The following is a 17,014-nucleotide window of genomic DNA, read 5'->3' as shown; positions in this document are numbered from 1 at the left end:
CGTGGTCGCGTACGTGATCCCGTCGAAGCGGCGCACGCCGTCCGGGCCGGTCACGGCCGGCACCGGGGGCCGGAACGGCGGGGGCGGCCAGGTCATGTCGGCGGTGTCGAATCCGGACGGGAGGGATGCCGGGGGAGATTGCGTCATTGCGGCCCTTCCAAGGCGGGGCGGCCGGGGCAGGGCGCAGGCTTCGTGACGTTTGTCCGAAATGCTTGCGCAGGCCACCGGGGGAGACGTAATGTGTTACACGTGTAATCACGACTCTAGCGATGCGTTTCCGCTGACCACAAGCCCAGGGGCTGTCCCGGTTCGGGATCGGTTACACGAGCCACTCCAGCGGATGCGGCGCCTTCCCCCTCCGGGAGCACGTCATGCTCACCACCGCCGGCCACGAGGTTCGCAGTTTCACCCACTGGGTCACCGACCCCCTCCCGGCGGCCGTTCCGCAGGTCAGGGCCCGCGTCCGGGCCGTGCTAGACGGATGGCGGCTCCCCCTCGACGCCTCGGACGCCCTGCTGCTGGCCGTCAGCGAGCTCGTCGGCAACGTCGTGCGGCACGTGGGCGCCGGCCGGATGCGGGTGGCGGTGGCCTCCGGCGGCGGCTGGCTGCGGCTGGAGGTCGCCGACCAGGGCGCCTCGCTCCCGCTGCTGCCCGCACCGCGAGCGGCGTTCGATCCGGACGCCGAATGCGGGCGGGGGCTGCTGATGGTCCAGCTGCTGGTGGCCGACATGGGCGGTGAACTCGTCGTGTCGGCCGATGAGTTCGGCAAATCCGTCCACGTCCGCATTCCGGCGGCCTGAGTCGCGGACCGGCCGGTCGTGACGGCAGCGATATCGCGGAATGTTGACGGACGCCAAATATTCGACATACCTTGCTCCCGTCTCCCCCGCTGCTCCCTGATTGAGGTGCCGCCCCATGGAGCTCTCCCCTTCCGCGCACGCCGACTCCTTCTGTCGCGACCGGCTGCCGCCCGACCCCCTGTGGCCCGAACTCCACTTCGACCTACCGGAGTTGGACTACCCGGACCGGCTCAACTGCGCCCGGCGACTGCTCGACGACGCCGTCGAACGCCTGGGCCCCGAGCGGCCCGCCCTGCTCACCCCGACCGACCGGTGGACCTACGGCGACCTGCAGCTGCGGGCCAACCAGGTCGCCCAGGTCCTCACCGAGGACCTCGGCCTGCGCCCCGGCAACCGCGTCCTGCTGCGCGGTCCCAACAACCCCTGGCTCGTGGCCGCCTGGTTCGGCGTCCTGAAGGCCGGCTGCGTCGCCGTCACGACCATGCCGCTGCTGCGCGCCGCCGAACTCGCCGAGCTCCACGACATCAGCCGGCCGGCGGCCGCGATCTGCGACCACCGCCACGCCGGGGAACTCGACGCGGCCGGCCTGCCCGGCCTGCCGGTCATCCCCTACGGCGGAGCCGGCCCCGAGGACCTGACCGCGCGGTGCGCGGCCAAGGACGGCCGCTTCACGACCGTCGCCACGGCCGCCGACGACGTGGCGCTGATCGCCTTCACCTCCGGCACGACCGGCCGCCCCAAGGCGACCCTGCACTTCCACCGCGACGTCCTCGCCACTGCCGACACCTTCTCCCGGCACGTCCTCAAGCCCCGCCCGGACGACGTGTTCACCGGAACGCCGCCACTCGCCTTCACCTTCGGGCTCGGCGGACTCGTGGTCTTCCCGCTGTACGTCGGCGCCGCGACCCTGCTGATCGAGCAGGCGGCCCCGCAGCAGCTGGCCGACCTCGTCGCGGAGCACGGGGTGACCGTCCTGTTCACGGCCCCCACGGCCTACCGCGCGATCATGGCGGCCGGGGCGGCGGACCGGCTCGCCGGACTGCGCCGCTGCGTGTCCGCCGGAGAGCCGCTGCCCGCCCCGGTGTGGCACGCGTTCCACGAGGCCACCGGACTGAAGATCATCGACGGCATCGGCGCCACCGAGATGCTGCACGTGTTCATCTCGGCGGCCGACGAGGACATCCGGCCGGGCTCCACCGGCCGCCCGGTGCCCGGCTACCGCGCCGCCGTCGTCGACGAACAGGGCGATCCCGTGCCCGACGGGCAGCCCGGCCTCCTCGCCGTCACCGGCCCCACCGGCTGCCGCTACCTCGCCGACCCGCGCCAGGCCTCGTACGTCAGGAACGGCTGGAACATCACCGGCGACACCTACGTCCGCGATGCCGAGGGCTACTTCTGGTACGTCGCCCGCAGCGACGACATGATCGTCTCCTCCGGCTACAACATCGCGGGCCCCGAGGTCGAGAAGGCCCTCGCCGCCCACCCGTACGTCGAGGAGTGCGGCGTCGTGGGCGCCCCCGACGAACGGCGCGGCATGATCGTCAAGGCGTACGTGGTCCTGCGCGCGGACATCCCCGCGCATCCGGCCACGGCCCGCGAACTGCAGGACCACGTCAAGCAGACCATCGCCCCCTACAAGTACCCGCGCGCCGTGGAGTTCGTGACGGAGCTCCCGCGCACCGGCTCCGGCAAGCTCCAGCGCGCCGAGCTGCGCAGCCGGGCGGCCCGGGCCGCCGCACCCCCCGAGGCCGCCGCACCCCCCGAGGGCGCCGAACCCGCCGAGCCGGCCGGCCCCCGCGAGCCCGCCGGGCCCCCGCGGCTGCCGAGCGTCGTGGTGGAGCGCCGCGTCGAATGGCCCGACACCGACGCCGCCGGCCACTACCACCACTCCACCGTCGTGCGCTGGGTCGAGGCGGCCGAGGCCGTCCTGCTGCGCCGCCTGGGCCTGGCCCACCTCTTCGGGAGCACGCCCCGGGTCCACTTCGAGGCGGACTACCGGGCGCGGCTCTGGTTCGGGGACGCCGTGCGCACCGAGCTCAGGGTCACCAAGGTCGGCGACCGCTCCCTGCACTACGCCTTCACGGTCCACGGCGAGCAGGGGGAGGAGGCGGCCACCGGACAGATGGTCGTCGCCCACTCGGCCGCCCGCGCCACCGGGGCCACCCCCTGGCCCGAGGACGTACGGGCCGTACTCACCACAGCGGGCCCGCAACGGGCCGAGCTCCTCATCGCTTCGGAACCACTGGGAGGCACGCCGTGCGCGTGGCAGTCATAGGAGGGGGACCCGGCGGGCTGTACTTCGCGGCCCTGGCCAAGCAGCTCTCCCCGCACTGGGAGATCACCGTCTGGGAGCGCAACGCCCCCGACGACACCTTCGGCTTCGGCGTCGTGTTCTCCGACGAGACCCTCGACGGCATAGCCCAGGCCGACCGCGAGACGTTCGAGGCCATGTCGGCGCGGTTCGCCCGCTGGACCGACATCGACATCCGCTACCGGGGCCGCACCCTCACCTCGGGCGGCCACGGCTTCGCCGCCCTCGGCCGGCGGCACCTGCTGCGGATCCTCCAGGAGCGCTGCTCCGCCCTGGCGGTCGACGTCCGCTACCGCACCGAGGCCCCGCCGGCCGCCGAACTCGCCGCCGGGTACGACCTGGTGGTGGCCTGCGACGGCGTACGGTCGGCCACCCGCGCCGCCTTCGCCGACACCTTCGGGCCCGACCTCGACGAACGCGCCGGCCGCTACATGTGGCTCGGCACCGACAAGGTCTTCGAGGCCTTCACCTTCATCGTCGACGAGCAGGACTTCGGCACGCTCCAGGTGCACGCCTACCCGTACGACGACACCCGCTCCACCTTCATCGTGGAGATGTCCGAGGACGCCTGGCGCCGTGCGGGCTTCGCGGAGTCCGAGGGCCGCGAGCTCCCGCCGGGCGCGAGCGACACGGAGAGCATCCGGCGCTGCGAGGAGCTCCTCGCGGCGCACCTCGACGGCCACCGCCTCCTGCCCAACAACTCCAAGTGGCTGCGGTTCACCACCGTGCGCAACCGCACCTGGCGCAGCGGCAACATCGTCCTGCTCGGCGACGCCGCCCACACCGCGCACTTCTCCATCGGCTCCGGCACCAAGCTCGCCATGGAGGACGCCCTCGCCCTGGCCGCCTGCCTGCACGAACACCCCGACGTTCCGCGGGCGCTCGCCGCGTACGAGGAGGAGCGCAAGCCGGTGGTGGAGTCCACCCAGCGGGCCGCCCAGGCCAGCCTGGAGTGGTTCGAGCACATCGACCGCTACACCGGCCAGGACCCGCACCAGTTCGCCTTCAACCTGCTCACCCGCAGCCGCCGCGTCACCTACGACAACCTGCGCGTGCGCGACGAGGGCTTCACGGACGCGGTCAACGGCTCCTCGCCCGTACCGCCCATGTTCCGGCCCCTCCGGCTCGGCGGACTGCTGCTGCGCAACCGGGTCGTCGTACCGCCCACCGCACTGGACACCGCCCGCGAGGGGGTGCCGGGCGACTTCGACCTGGTCCACCTCGGCACACAGGCGCTCGGCGGCTCCGGCCTGGTCCTCGCCGGGATGACCGCCGTCAGCGCCGACGGCCGGGCCACCCCCGGCTGCCCCGGGCTGTGGAACGACGAGCAGGAAGCGGCCTGGCGGCGCATCACCCGCTTCGTCCACGGCCAGTGCGACACCCTCCTCGGCATCCAGCTCACCCACGCCGGACGCCGCGCCGTCACCGGCGACGGGCCGCCCGTCGCAGCCTCGGGACTGGCCTGGGACGAGCTCAGCCGCCTGCCGCGCGAGGCCGGCCGGGCCGACATGGACGCGCTCGTACGGGACTTCGTGTCCGCGGCCCGGCGTGCCGACCGGGCCGGCTTCGACGCGCTGGAACTGCAGTACGGACACGGCCACCTGCTCTCCGGCTTCCTCTCCCCGCTGACCAACCGGCGCACCGACGCCTACGGCGGAGACCTGGCCGGACGGCTGCGCCTGCCCCTCGAAGTGCTGCGCGCCGTACGCGCGGTGTGGCCCTTCGGCAAGGCCCTGCTGGTGCGGATCTCCGCCGCCGACTGGGCCGAGGGCGGCCTCACCGAGACCGACGCCGTGGGCGTGGCCCGCGCCCTCGCCGAGGCGGGCGCCGACGCGATCGACGTCTCCACCGGAGAGGTCGTCGCCCACGAACGGCCCCGCTACGGCCGCAGCTACCAGACCCCGTACGCCGACCTGATCCGCAACGCCACCGGGGTCCCCACCATCGCCGTCGGCGCGATCTCCACCTACGACGACGTGAACTCGATCATCCTGGCCGGCCGGGCCGACCTCTGCGGCGTCGGCCGGGCCCAGCTGCACGACCCCCTGTGGACCCTGCACGCCGCGGCAGCCCAGGGCTACCAGGGGCCCGCGGCGCCCTGGGCGCCGTCCTGGGCGGCGGGCCGCCGCCGGCCCCCGGCCGCCCGCACCGACCGGGTCCCGCCCCGCCTCGAACTGCTCAGGCCGCCCGCCGAACCCGTCCACCGCCGCTGGCTGCCGCGCGTCGCCGCGGCTCCCGCACCCCGATAGCGGAGGTCCCCCCCATGGACAACCTGCGCCGTTTCACGGCCGCCGCCGTCCAGGCCGCACCCGTCTACCTCGATCCCGCCGCCACCGTCGACAAGGCCGTCGCCCTGATCGCCGAGGCCGCCGGCAACGGGGCCGAACTCGTCGTGTTCCCCGAGGTGTTCGTCCCCGGATACCCATACTGGAACTGGACGATGAACCCGGTCCAGGGCTCGCCCTGGTTCGAGCGGCTGCGGGCCGCCTCGGTCGACATCCCCGGCCCGCACGTCGACGCCCTGTGCGCCGCCGCCCGCCGGCACGCCGTCACGCTGGTCATCGGCGTCAACGAGCGGGTCCCGTACAGCCTCGGCGTCCTGCACAACACCCTGCTCACCATCGGCCCGGACGGCGAGATCCTGGGCGTCCACCGCAAACTGGTTCCCACCTGGGCGGAGAAGCTCACCTGGACCGGCGGCGACGGCAGTTCGCTGCGGGTCCACGCCACCCCCGTCGGACCGCTCGGCGTACTGGCCTGCGGCGAGAACACCAACACCCTGGCCCGCTTCGCCCTCCTCGCGCAGGGCGAACTCGTGCACGCCTCCTGCTACATCGCCCTGCCCGTGGCCCCGGCCGACTACGACATGGCCGACGCCATCGCCGTGCGCACCGCCGCCCACAGCTTCGAGGGCAAGGTCTTCTCCGTCGTCGCCTGCTCCACCGTCTCCCCGGAGATCGTCGACACCCTCGCCGGGGACGACGGGGAACTGCGCAAGCAGTTCACCCGGCCGCGCAGCGCCCTGTCCGGCATCTTCGGCCCCGACGGCCGCCCGGTCAGCGAGCCCCTCGTCGACGACGAGGGCATCGTGTACGGCGAGATCGACCTGGCCCGCTGCGTCCAGCCCAAGCAGATGCACGACATCGTCGGCCACTACAACCGCTTCGACGTCTTCCGCCTCGAAGTCGACAACCGCCCCCGCCTGCCCGTGGCGTTCACCGTGCCCCCGTGCCCCCCGACCACCGCCTCCGAGGAGGACGCATGACCACCGAGCCCGGCCCCGAGGACCTGACCGCGCGGTGCGCGGCCAAGGACGGCCGCTTCACGACCGTCGCCACGGCCGCCGACGACGTGGCGCTGATCGCCTTCACCTCCGGCACGACCGGCCGCCCCAAGGCGACCCTGCACTTCCACCGCGACGTCCTCGCCACTGCCGACACCTTCTCCCGGCACGTCCTCAAGCCCCGCCCGGACGACGTGTTCACCGGAACGCCGCCACTCGCCTTCACCTTCGGGCTCGGCGGACTCGTGGTCTTCCCGCTGTACGTCGGCGCCGCGACCCTGCTGATCGAGCAGGCGGCCCCGCAGCAGCTGGCCGACCTCGTCGCGGAGCACGGGGTGACCGTCCTGTTCACGGCCCCCACGGCCTACCGCGCGATCATGGCGGCCGGGGCGGCGGACCGGCTCGCCGGACTGCGCCGCTGCGTGTCCGCCGGAGAGCCGCTGCCCGCCCCGGTGTGGCACGCGTTCCACGAGGCCACCGGACTGAAGATCATCGACGGCATCGGCGCCACCGAGATGCTGCACGTGTTCATCTCGGCGGCCGACGAGGACATCCGGCCGGGCTCCACCGGCCGCCCGGTGCCCGGCTACCGCGCCGCCGTCGTCGACGAACAGGGCGATCCCGTGCCCGACGGGCAGCCCGGCCTCCTCGCCGTCACCGGCCCCACCGGCTGCCGCTACCTCGCCGACCCGCGCCAGGCCTCGTACGTCAGGAACGGCTGGAACATCACCGGCGACACCTACGTCCGCGATGCCGAGGGCTACTTCTGGTACGTCGCCCGCAGCGACGACATGATCGTCTCCTCCGGCTACAACATCGCGGGCCCCGAGGTCGAGAAGGCCCTCGCCGCCCACCCGTACGTCGAGGAGTGCGGCGTCGTGGGCGCCCCCGACGAACGGCGCGGCATGATCGTCAAGGCGTACGTGGTCCTGCGCGCGGACATCCCCGCGCATCCGGCCACGGCCCGCGAACTGCAGGACCACGTCAAGCAGACCATCGCCCCCTACAAGTACCCGCGCGCCGTGGAGTTCGTGACGGAGCTCCCGCGCACCGGCTCCGGCAAGCTCCAGCGCGCCGAGCTGCGCAGCCGGGCGGCCCGGGCCGCCGCACCCCCCGAGGCCGCCGCACCCCCCGAGGGCGCCGAACCCGCCGAGCCGGCCGGCCCCCGCGAGCCCGCCGGGCCCCCGCGGCTGCCGAGCGTCGTGGTGGAGCGCCGCGTCGAATGGCCCGACACCGACGCCGCCGGCCACTACCACCACTCCACCGTCGTGCGCTGGGTCGAGGCGGCCGAGGCCGTCCTGCTGCGCCGCCTGGGCCTGGCCCACCTCTTCGGGAGCACGCCCCGGGTCCACTTCGAGGCGGACTACCGGGCGCGGCTCTGGTTCGGGGACGCCGTGCGCACCGAGCTCAGGGTCACCAAGGTCGGCGACCGCTCCCTGCACTACGCCTTCACGGTCCACGGCGAGCAGGGGGAGGAGGCGGCCACCGGACAGATGGTCGTCGCCCACTCGGCCGCCCGCGCCACCGGGGCCACCCCCTGGCCCGAGGACGTACGGGCCGTACTCACCACAGCGGGCCCGCAACGGGCCGAGCTCCTCATCGCTTCGGAACCACTGGGAGGCACGCCGTGCGCGTGGCAGTCATAGGAGGGGGACCCGGCGGGCTGTACTTCGCGGCCCTGGCCAAGCAGCTCTCCCCGCACTGGGAGATCACCGTCTGGGAGCGCAACGCCCCCGACGACACCTTCGGCTTCGGCGTCGTGTTCTCCGACGAGACCCTCGACGGCATAGCCCAGGCCGACCGCGAGACGTTCGAGGCCATGTCGGCGCGGTTCGCCCGCTGGACCGACATCGACATCCGCTACCGGGGCCGCACCCTCACCTCGGGCGGCCACGGCTTCGCCGCCCTCGGCCGGCGGCACCTGCTGCGGATCCTCCAGGAGCGCTGCTCCGCCCTGGCGGTCGACGTCCGCTACCGCACCGAGGCCCCGCCGGCCGCCGAACTCGCCGCCGGGTACGACCTGGTGGTGGCCTGCGACGGCGTACGGTCGGCCACCCGCGCCGCCTTCGCCGACACCTTCGGGCCCGACCTCGACGAACGCGCCGGCCGCTACATGTGGCTCGGCACCGACAAGGTCTTCGAGGCCTTCACCTTCATCGTCGACGAGCAGGACTTCGGCACGCTCCAGGTGCACGCCTACCCGTACGACGACACCCGCTCCACCTTCATCGTGGAGATGTCCGAGGACGCCTGGCGCCGTGCGGGCTTCGCGGAGTCCGAGGGCCGCGAGCTCCCGCCGGGCGCGAGCGACACGGAGAGCATCCGGCGCTGCGAGGAGCTCCTCGCGGCGCACCTCGACGGCCACCGCCTCCTGCCCAACAACTCCAAGTGGCTGCGGTTCACCACCGTGCGCAACCGCACCTGGCGCAGCGGCAACATCGTCCTGCTCGGCGACGCCGCCCACACCGCGCACTTCTCCATCGGCTCCGGCACCAAGCTCGCCATGGAGGACGCCCTCGCCCTGGCCGCCTGCCTGCACGAACACCCCGACGTTCCGCGGGCGCTCGCCGCGTACGAGGAGGAGCGCAAGCCGGTGGTGGAGTCCACCCAGCGGGCCGCCCAGGCCAGCCTGGAGTGGTTCGAGCACATCGACCGCTACACCGGCCAGGACCCGCACCAGTTCGCCTTCAACCTGCTCACCCGCAGCCGCCGCGTCACCTACGACAACCTGCGCGTGCGCGACGAGGGCTTCACGGACGCGGTCAACGGCTCCTCGCCCGTACCGCCCATGTTCCGGCCCCTCCGGCTCGGCGGACTGCTGCTGCGCACCCGGGTCGTCGTACCGCCCACCGCACTGGACACCGCCCGCGAGGGGGTGCCGGGCGACTTCGACCTGGTCCACCTCGGCACACAGGCGCTCGGCGGCTCCGGCCTGGTCCTCGCCGGGATGACCGCCGTCAGCGCCGACGGCCGGGCCACCCCCGGCTGCCCCGGGCTGTGGAACGACGAGCAGGAAGCGGCCTGGCGGCGCATCACCCGCTTCGTCCACGGCCAGCGCGACACCCTCCTCGGCATCCAGCTCACCCACGCCGGACGCCGCGCCGTCACCGGCGACGCGCCGCCCGTCGCAGCCTCGGGAACGTCCTGGGACGCGCGCAGCCGCCTGCCGCGCGAGCCCGGCCGGCCCGACATGGACGCGCTCGTACGGGACTTCGTGTCCGCGGCCCGGCGTGCCGACCGGGCCGGCTTCGACGCGCTGGAACTGCAGTACGGACACGGCCACCTGCTCTCCGGCTTCCTCTCCCCGCTGACCAACCGGCGCACCGACGCCTACGGCGGAGACCTGGCCGGACGGCTGCGCCTGCCCCTCGAAGTGCTGCGCGCCGTACGCGCGGTGTGGCCCTTCGGCAAGGCCCTGCTGGTGCGGATCTCCGCCGCCGACTGGGCCGAGGGCGGCCTCACCGAGACCGACGCCGTGGGCGTGGCCCGCGCCCTCGCCGAGGCGGGCGCCGACGCGATCGACGTCTCCACCGGAGAGGTCGTCGCCCACGAACGGCCCCGCTACGGCCGCAGCTACCAGACCCCGTACGCCGACCTGATCCGCAACGCCACCGGGGTCCCCACCATCGCCGTCGGCGCGATCTCCACCTACGACGACGTGAACTCGATCATCCTGGCCGGCCGGGCCGACCTCTGCGGCGTCGGCCGGGCCCAGCTGCACGACCCCCTGTGGACCCTGCACGCCGCGGCAGCCCAGGGCTACCAGGGGCCCGCGGCGCCCTGGGCGCCGTCCTGGGCGGCGGGCCGCCGCCGGCCCCCGGCCGCCCGCACCGACCGGGTCCCGCCCCGCCTCGAACTGCTCAGGCCGCCCGCCGAACCCGTCCACCGCCGCTGGCTGCCGCGCGTCGCCGCGGCTCCCGCACCCCGATAGCGGAGGTCCCCCCCATGGACAACCTGCGCCGTTTCACGGCCGCCGCCGTCCAGGCCGCACCCGTCTACCTCGATCCCGCCGCCACCGTCGACAAGGCCGTCGCCCTGATCGCCGAGGCCGCCGGCAACGGGGCCGAACTCGTCGTGTTCCCCGAGGTGTTCGTCCCCGGATACCCATACTGGAACTGGACGATGAACCCGGTCCAGGGCTCGCCCTGGTTCGAGCGGCTGCGGGCCGCCTCGGTCGACATCCCCGGCCCGCACGTCGACGCCCTGTGCGCCGCCGCCCGCCGGCACGCCGTCACGCTGGTCATCGGCGTCAACGAGCGGGTCCCGTACAGCCTCGGCGTCCTGCACAACACCCTGCTCACCATCGGCCCGGACGGCGAGATCCTGGGCGTCCACCGCAAACTGGTTCCCACCTGGGCGGAGAAGCTCACCTGGACCGGCGGCGACGGCAGTTCGCTGCGGGTCCACGCCACCCCCGTCGGACCGCTCGGCGTACTGGCCTGCGGCGAGAACACCAACACCCTGGCCCGCTTCGCCCTCCTCGCGCAGGGCGAACTCGTGCACGCCTCCTGCTACATCGCCCTGCCCGTGGCCCCGGCCGACTACGACATGGCCGACGCCATCGCCGTGCGCACCGCCGCCCACAGCTTCGAGGGCAAGGTCTTCTCCGTCGTCGCCTGCTCCACCGTCTCCCCGGAGATCGTCGACACCCTCGCCGGGGACGACGGGGAACTGCGCAAGCAGTTCACCCGGCCGCGCAGCGCCCTGTCCGGCATCTTCGGCCCCGACGGCCGCCCGGTCAGCGAGCCCCTCGTCGACGACGAGGGCATCGTGTACGGCGAGATCGACCTGGCCCGCTGCGTCCAGCCCAAGCAGATGCACGACATCGTCGGCCACTACAACCGCTTCGACGTCTTCCGCCTCGAAGTCGACAACCGCCCCCGCCTGCCCGTGGCGTTCACCGTGCCCCCGTGCCCCCCGACCACCGCCTCCGAGGAGGACGCATGACCACCGAGCAGGACGACACCGCCCTCGGCCGCGCCCGGGTGACCGACACCCCCGAACTCGCCGCCTACTACGAGGAGCTCGGCGCCCTCGACGCCGGCGCGCTGTGGACCGTCGCCAACGACATCGAGCCCTGGTACCCGCAGCCCGAGTCGGTTCCCGTGCTCTGGCGCTACGCCGATCTGCGCCCCCTGGTCCACAAGGCGCTCGGCCTGGTCCGGGCCGACGACGCCGGCCGCCGCGTCGTGATGCTCGTCAACCCCGGCCGCCGGGACGTCAGCGCCGCCGCCGGACTCCTCTACACCGGCCTGCAGATCATGGGGCCCGGCGAGGCGATGACCGCGCACCGCCACCAGGCCGCCGCCCTGCGCTTCGTCCACGAGGGCACCGGAGCCTGGACGATCGTCGACGGCCAGAAGCTGAAGGTCGGCCCCCGCGACTTCGCCATCACGCCCAACGGCACCTGGCACGAGCACGGCAACGAATCCGCCGACGCCCCCGTCATCTGGCAGGACGGACTCGACATCCCACTGGTCAACGCCCTGGACGCCGGGTTCTACGAGGTGCACCCCGAGCTCCACCAGAAGCCCGGGAAGGTCATCAACTCCTCCGTCCTGACGTACGCGGCGCACCTGCTGCCGTACGGCTCGGAGAAGTGGACCCGGCCCTGTTCGCCGCTGCTCGCCTTCCCCTGGGAGCCGACGTACGAAGCCCTGCTGGGACTCGCCGAGGCCGAAGAGGGCTCCCCGTACGACGGAGTCATCGCCGAGTACACCAACCCCCTCACCGGCGGCTCGGTCATGCCCACCATGGGCGCCCACATGCAGCTGCTGCGACCGGGCCAGGCCACCCGCGCGCACCGCCACACCGGATCGGTGGTCTACACGGCCGCCAAGGGCCGCGGGTTCTCGGTGATCGCGGGGCGCCGCTTCGACTGGACCGAGGGCGACATCTTCTGCGTCCCGTCCTGGGCCTGGCACGAGCACCACAACCTGGACCCCTCCGAGGACGCCTGCCTGTTCTCCTTCAACGACTTCCCCGTCATGCGCTCGCTCGGCTTCCACCGGGAAGAGGCGTACCCCGACCACGGCGGCCACCAGCCCGTCACCGCCTGACCCCCGAGGAATCCCCATGCGACTGCTGACCTTCACCACCGCCGACTCCGCCGAACGCCTGGGCGCCGAGGCCGACGGCCTCGTCGTCGACCTGGCCGCCCTCGCCGACCGGGCCGGCGTGAGCCTCCCGCACGACCTGCTCTCCTTCATCCAGGCGGGCCCCGCCGCGCGGGAGACCGCCGGGCGCCTGCTCGCCGCCGACCCGGCGGGCCGGCCCGCCGGATCCGTGCACCGCCTGGACGACGTCACCCTGCGCGCCCCGCACCGCCCCGGCAAGATCATCGGGGTCGGGCTCAACTACGTGGAACACGTGGCGGAGTCCAGCCGCAGCCTGGACACCGACAAGGAGCGCCCCCCGCGCCCGGTCCTGTTCTCCAAGCCCGCCACCGCGGTCACCGGGCCGGGGCAGCCCATCCTGCACAACGCCGACCTCACCACCCAGCTCGACTGGGAGTGCGAACTGGCCGTGGTCATCGGCCGCACCGCCTTCCGGGTCAGCGAGGAGGAGGCGTACGACCACGTCTTCGGCTACGGCATCGTCAACGACATCAGCGCCCGCGACCAGCGCCGCTCCGGACAGTGGTTCTTCTCCAAGGGCCAGGACTCCTACGCCCCCTTCGGCCCGGTGGTGGTCACCGCGGACGGGATCCCGGACCCCATGGCCCTCGACCTCTCGCTGCGCGTCAACGGCGTCACCAAGCAGAAGTCGAACACCCGCCACATGCTCTTCCCCATCGCCCGCCTCATCGCCGACATCAGCTCCGGCATGACCCTGGAGCCCGGAGACGTCATCGCGACCGGATCGCCCTCCGGCGTCGGCGCCGGCATGGTCCCGCCGGAGTTCCTCTTCCCCGGGGACACCGTGGAGGCCACCGTCGAGCTGATCGGCACCCTGACCAACCCCGTCGTCGACGCCCGCTGAGGAGCCCCCCCATGCCCGACCGCACCGACCGCACCGACCGCACCGACCGCACCGACCGCACCACCGGCCGCACCTTCCGCATCGGCCAGATCGTGCCGAGCTCCAACGTCACCATGGAGACCGAGATCCCGGCGATCCTGCGGGCCCGCCAGAGCCTCGTACCCGACGAGCGGTTCACCTTCCACTCCAGCCGCATGCGCATGACCCATGTGACCCCGGAGCAGCTCAAGGCCATGGACGCCGACTCCGACCGCTGCGCCGTGGAACTCTCCGACGCCCGCGTCGACGTCCTCGGCTACGCCTGCCTCGTCGCCATCATGAGCATGGGCCTCGGCTACCACCGCACCGCGCAGGAGCGCCTGCACCTGCGCACAGCGGAGAACGGCGGCCCCGCGCCCGTGGTGACCAGCGCCGGGGCCCTGGTCCACGGGCTGCACACGCTCGGCGCCCGGAAGGTCGTGCTGCTCGCCCCGTACATGCGCCCGCTGACCCGGACCGTCGTCGACTACCTCGGCCACGAGGGCATCGAGGTCCTGGACCACCAGGCCCTGGAGATCCCGGACAACCTCGACGTAGCCGCCCACGACCCGGCCCGGCTGCCCGGCCTGGCCCGGGCGCTGGACTACGCCGAGGCCGATGCGGTCGTCCTGTCCGCCTGCGTGCAGATGCCGTCGCTGACCGCCATCGAGGATGCCGAACAGCTCCTGGGCAAGCCCGTCGTGTCCGCGGCCGTCTGCACCGCCCACCAGATGCTGCGCGCCCTGGACCTCGACGCCGTGGCCCCGGGGGCCGGACACCTGCTCTCCGGCGCCTACGCGCAGGCTCCTTCGCCCCGGTAGCCCGAGGGGGCCGGGGGAGGGCTGGATATGATCGCGACCGCGTACAACGGAAGGCGATCATGTCGGACAGCCCCCTTCGGCCCAGCTCGTTGATCAACACGGTCTACGGCGCGTTCCTGCGCCGCCTCGGCGGCTGGATCTCCATCGCGGACCTGATCACGCTGATGGGGGAACTCGACGTCGACGGACCGGCCGTGCGCTCGGCGATCTCGCGCCTGAAGAAGCGCGGGGTCCTCGAACCGGAGCGCCGGGGCGCCACCGGGTACCGGCTCAGCCCGGCCGCCCACCCCGTCTTCGACGAGGGGGACCGCCGGATCTTCGCCAGCCTCGAACCCGCCGACCTCGCCGACGGCTGGGCCATGGCGGTCTTCTCCGTGCCGGAGTCCGAGCGCTCCCACCGCTACCAGCTGCGCACCCGGCTGACCTGGCTCGGCTTCGGCAACATCGCCCCCGGGGTCTGGCTTGCGCCCGGCCGGCTGCTCGACGACGCGCGCGGCATGCTGGAGCGGCTCGGACTCAGCGACTACGTCCACCTGTTCGCCGCCGCCGAGTACGCCGCCTTCAGCGACCTGTCCGAAACGGTCAGCTCGTGGTGGGACTTCCCGGCGATCCAGACCCAGTACGCGGCGTTCACCGACACCTACGCCCCCGTGGCGGCCGGCCCGGCCGCCGGGCCCGACCCGGACCCCGCGCAGGCGTTCCGCCACTACGTACCGCTGCTCACCCAGTGGCGCCGCCTGCCCTACCTGGACCCGGGCCTGCCCAGCGAACTGCTCCCGGCGGACTGGAACGCGGTCGCGGCACGCCAGGTGTTCCAGCAGCTCCACTCGGTGCTGCTGGAACCGAGCCTGCGCCACGTCCAGGACGTGACGGGCCTGACGGCCCCGGCCCAGGCCTAGCCGACGGGGACGCGGTCCTGGTCCGGGCTCGCGGCCCGGGACGGGTCCTGGTGGCGGCCCCGGGCGCCGCCGGGGCGGACCGGCCACCAGGTCCTGCGGCCGAGGAGCGCGGCGAGGGCGGGCACCAGCACGATGGACAGGACGAACGCCGAGAGCATGATGCCGAGGGCCGTCGCGAAGCCGATCTGCCGGGTGGAGGGGTTCGTGTTGACGGCGAGGCTGCCGAAGGAGGCCGCCAGGACGACGCCCGCCGTGGCGATCGCGGGCGCGGTGTGCCGCACGGCCCGGGCGACGGCCGCGCGGGCCGGGCCGGGGCGTTCCATCTCCTCGCGTATGCGGTCGCTGATCAGGATGTTGTAGTCGGTGCCGAGGGCGACGACGAAGAGGAACAGCACCAGCGGGAGCACGAAGTTGACGCCCGGCTCGTCGAGCAGGTGCTGGAAGAAGAGGGCGGAGGCGCCGAGGGTGGCGGCGAACCCGAGGCCGACCGCGATCATGAGGATCGCGGGGGCGAGCAGGCTGCGCAGCAGGACGAGCAGGATCAGGGCGATCAGCGCCGCGGCGACCGGGAAGACGATCCTGAGGTCGTGGTCGACGGCGGTGGAGATGTCGGCGAAGACCGCGGCCGTGCCGCCGACGTGGGCCTCGGTTCCCGCGGGGACCGCGTCGGCGATCGTGGTGCGGACGGGGCCGGAGACGAGGTCGCGGGCCTGCTCGGTCTGGGGGCCCGGGGTGAGGTAGAGGTCGAAACGGGCGGCCGTGCGGTCCTCGTTGAGGGTGGTGGCGCCGATCCTGCCGACGCCGTCGACCGCGCCGAGCGCCCGGGGCAGGGCCTCGATCCCCGCGGGGTCGAGGGCGCGGCCGTCCTTCGAGGTGACGTAGACCGTGGCCGGGTCGGACACCCCGGCGGGCAGGGCGCGGGTGATCTCGGCGGCGGTGGCGGCGGCCGGGGTCTCGAGGTTCCCGCCGCCCTGGCCGAAGTCCATCCGGATGCCCGCCAGTCCGGCCGCGAGGGCGCCCAGCAGGGCGACCGAGGCGAGGACGAGGCTCAGCGGGCGGCGGGCCACCAGGGCGCCGAAGCGCGCGGCCGCCCCTTCCGCGGGCTGCCGCTTCAGGGCGCGCGAGGGCCAGAACATCCGGCGGCCGGCGGCCGCGAGCAGCGCGGGCATCAGGGTGAGGCTGGCCAGCAGCATGACCAGTACGGACACGGCGATGGCGGGACCGAGGACGCGGAACTGCCCGAAGGTCGCGACGGCGAGGGTGGCGAAGGCGGCCACGATCGTCAGGGCGGCCGAGGTGATCGCCGTGCCGACCCGGGCGCTGACCTCCGCCGCCGCCTCCCGGGCGGGCTGCTCCGGGCGGGAGCGCAGCTGTTCCCGGAAGCGGAAGAGGAGGAAGAGGAAGTAGTCGACGCCGATGCCGATCAGCACGACGCTGATCATGCTCGGGGTGGAGGGGTCCAGCTTGATCCCGGCGAGCACCGCCCCGCCGATCACCGTGCCCGCCGCGGCACCGCCGACGACGACCACCGCGAGCAGCGGTACGAAGGCGGCGAGGGCGCTGCGGAACACCAGGATGTTGATCAGCACGATCAGGCCGACCATGACGATGCCGACGACGGTCTGGGTGGTCTTCTCGGCGTCGGCCGTGTCGGTGAGGTCGGCCAGGCCGCCGGTGAATCCGGTGCGCATCCCGGCCTCCTCGAACGCCTCCTCGGCCCGGTCGTGGAAGGCGCGGTAGACGCGCTGGAGGCCGGGGTCCAGGGAGTTGCCGGCCAGCCGGACGGTGAGGAGCCCGAAGCTCCGGTCCGGCGCGGTCATCGCGGGGCTGACCGCGGGGGTCTGCGAGTGGTCCTCGCTCAGGAAGGCGGGCGGGTCCTCCTCCTTCGGCGCGGGCATCTC

12 protein-coding genes and 2 pseudogenes are annotated in these 17,014 nt (G+C 73.5%); 13 read left to right on the top strand and 1 reads right to left on the bottom strand.

Annotation, left to right across the window (positions count from 1 at the left end):
- Positions 1-371: 371 nt before the first annotated feature.
- The 13 genes and pseudogenes from AB0D66_RS32770 to AB0D66_RS32710 all read left to right on the top strand — a co-directional run bounded on the left by AB0D66_RS32770 (position 372) and on the right by AB0D66_RS32710 (position 15,113).
- The gene (locus AB0D66_RS32770) at positions 372-800 is read left to right on the top strand and encodes an ATP-binding protein (protein ID WP_362310838.1); all 429 of its coding nucleotides are present in this window, start codon (positions 372-374) and stop codon (positions 798-800) included.
- Between the two features lie 115 nt (positions 801-915).
- Positions 916-2,514: pseudogene (locus AB0D66_RS32765) on the top strand (AMP-binding protein); the annotation flags it as partial.
- 117 nt (positions 2,515-2,631) lie between these two features.
- Entirely contained in the window at positions 2,632-3,075 is a 444-nt protein-coding gene (locus AB0D66_RS32760) for a thioesterase family protein (RefSeq protein WP_362310839.1), read from the top strand.
- Positions 3,057-5,360: an FAD-dependent monooxygenase gene (locus AB0D66_RS32755; protein ID WP_362310837.1), complete on the top strand. Its 2,304-nt coding sequence runs from the start codon at positions 3,057-3,059 to the stop codon at positions 5,358-5,360. Before AB0D66_RS32760 ends, AB0D66_RS32755 begins: the two co-directional genes overlap by 19 nt.
- Before the next feature lie 14 nt (positions 5,361-5,374).
- The gene (locus AB0D66_RS32750) at positions 5,375-6,376 is read left to right on the top strand and encodes a carbon-nitrogen hydrolase family protein (RefSeq protein WP_362310835.1); all 1,002 of its coding nucleotides are present in this window, start codon (positions 5,375-5,377) and stop codon (positions 6,374-6,376) included.
- An 11-nt stretch (positions 6,377-6,387) separates the two neighbouring features.
- Positions 6,388-7,485: pseudogene (locus AB0D66_RS32745) on the top strand (AMP-binding protein); the annotation flags it as partial.
- A 111-nt stretch (positions 7,486-7,596) separates the two neighbouring features.
- Positions 7,597-8,040 carry a thioesterase family protein gene (locus AB0D66_RS32740; RefSeq protein WP_362310839.1) on the top strand — a complete coding sequence of 148 codons (444 nt, stop codon included), beginning with the start codon at positions 7,597-7,599 and terminating at the stop codon, positions 8,038-8,040.
- Entirely contained in the window at positions 8,022-10,325 is a 2,304-nt protein-coding gene (locus tag AB0D66_RS32735; RefSeq protein WP_362310836.1) for an FAD-dependent monooxygenase, read from the top strand. Before AB0D66_RS32740 ends, AB0D66_RS32735 begins: the two co-directional genes overlap by 19 nt.
- A gap of 14 nt (positions 10,326-10,339) precedes the next feature.
- Positions 10,340-11,341 carry a carbon-nitrogen hydrolase family protein gene (locus AB0D66_RS32730; protein ID WP_362310835.1) on the top strand — a complete coding sequence of 334 codons (1,002 nt, stop codon included), beginning with the start codon at positions 10,340-10,342 and terminating at the stop codon, positions 11,339-11,341.
- On the top strand, positions 11,338-12,453 hold the full coding sequence (locus AB0D66_RS32725; protein ID WP_362310834.1) for a cupin domain-containing protein: 1,116 nt from the start codon (positions 11,338-11,340) through the stop codon (positions 12,451-12,453). The genes AB0D66_RS32730 and AB0D66_RS32725 overlap by 4 nt, the downstream gene beginning before the upstream one ends.
- A gap of 16 nt (positions 12,454-12,469) precedes the next feature.
- Positions 12,470-13,375 carry a fumarylacetoacetate hydrolase family protein gene (locus tag AB0D66_RS32720; protein ID WP_362310833.1) on the top strand — a complete coding sequence of 302 codons (906 nt, stop codon included), beginning with the start codon at positions 12,470-12,472 and terminating at the stop codon, positions 13,373-13,375.
- An 11-nt stretch (positions 13,376-13,386) separates the two neighbouring features.
- Positions 13,387-14,214, top strand: coding sequence for an Asp/Glu racemase (locus AB0D66_RS32715; RefSeq protein ID WP_362310832.1), 828 nt, complete (start codon positions 13,387-13,389; stop codon positions 14,212-14,214).
- Positions 14,215-14,273: 59 nt separating this feature from the next.
- On the top strand, positions 14,274-15,113 hold the full coding sequence (locus AB0D66_RS32710; protein WP_362310831.1) for a PaaX family transcriptional regulator C-terminal domain-containing protein: 840 nt from the start codon (positions 14,274-14,276) through the stop codon (positions 15,111-15,113).
- Here AB0D66_RS32710 and AB0D66_RS32705 read toward each other — a convergent pair.
- Positions 15,110-17,014: MMPL family transporter (locus AB0D66_RS32705; RefSeq protein WP_362310830.1), on the bottom strand; the 1,905-nt coding region annotated here is incomplete at its 5' end. The two genes, AB0D66_RS32710 and AB0D66_RS32705, sit on opposite strands and share 4 nt — an antisense overlap.

This window comes from Streptomyces sp. NPDC048270 (genome assembly GCF_040652335.1).
Classification (GTDB): domain Bacteria; phylum Actinomycetota; class Actinomycetes; order Streptomycetales; family Streptomycetaceae; genus Streptomyces.
Note: the sequence above shows the minus strand (reverse complement) of the source record. Positions and strands in the feature narration are given on the sequence as shown.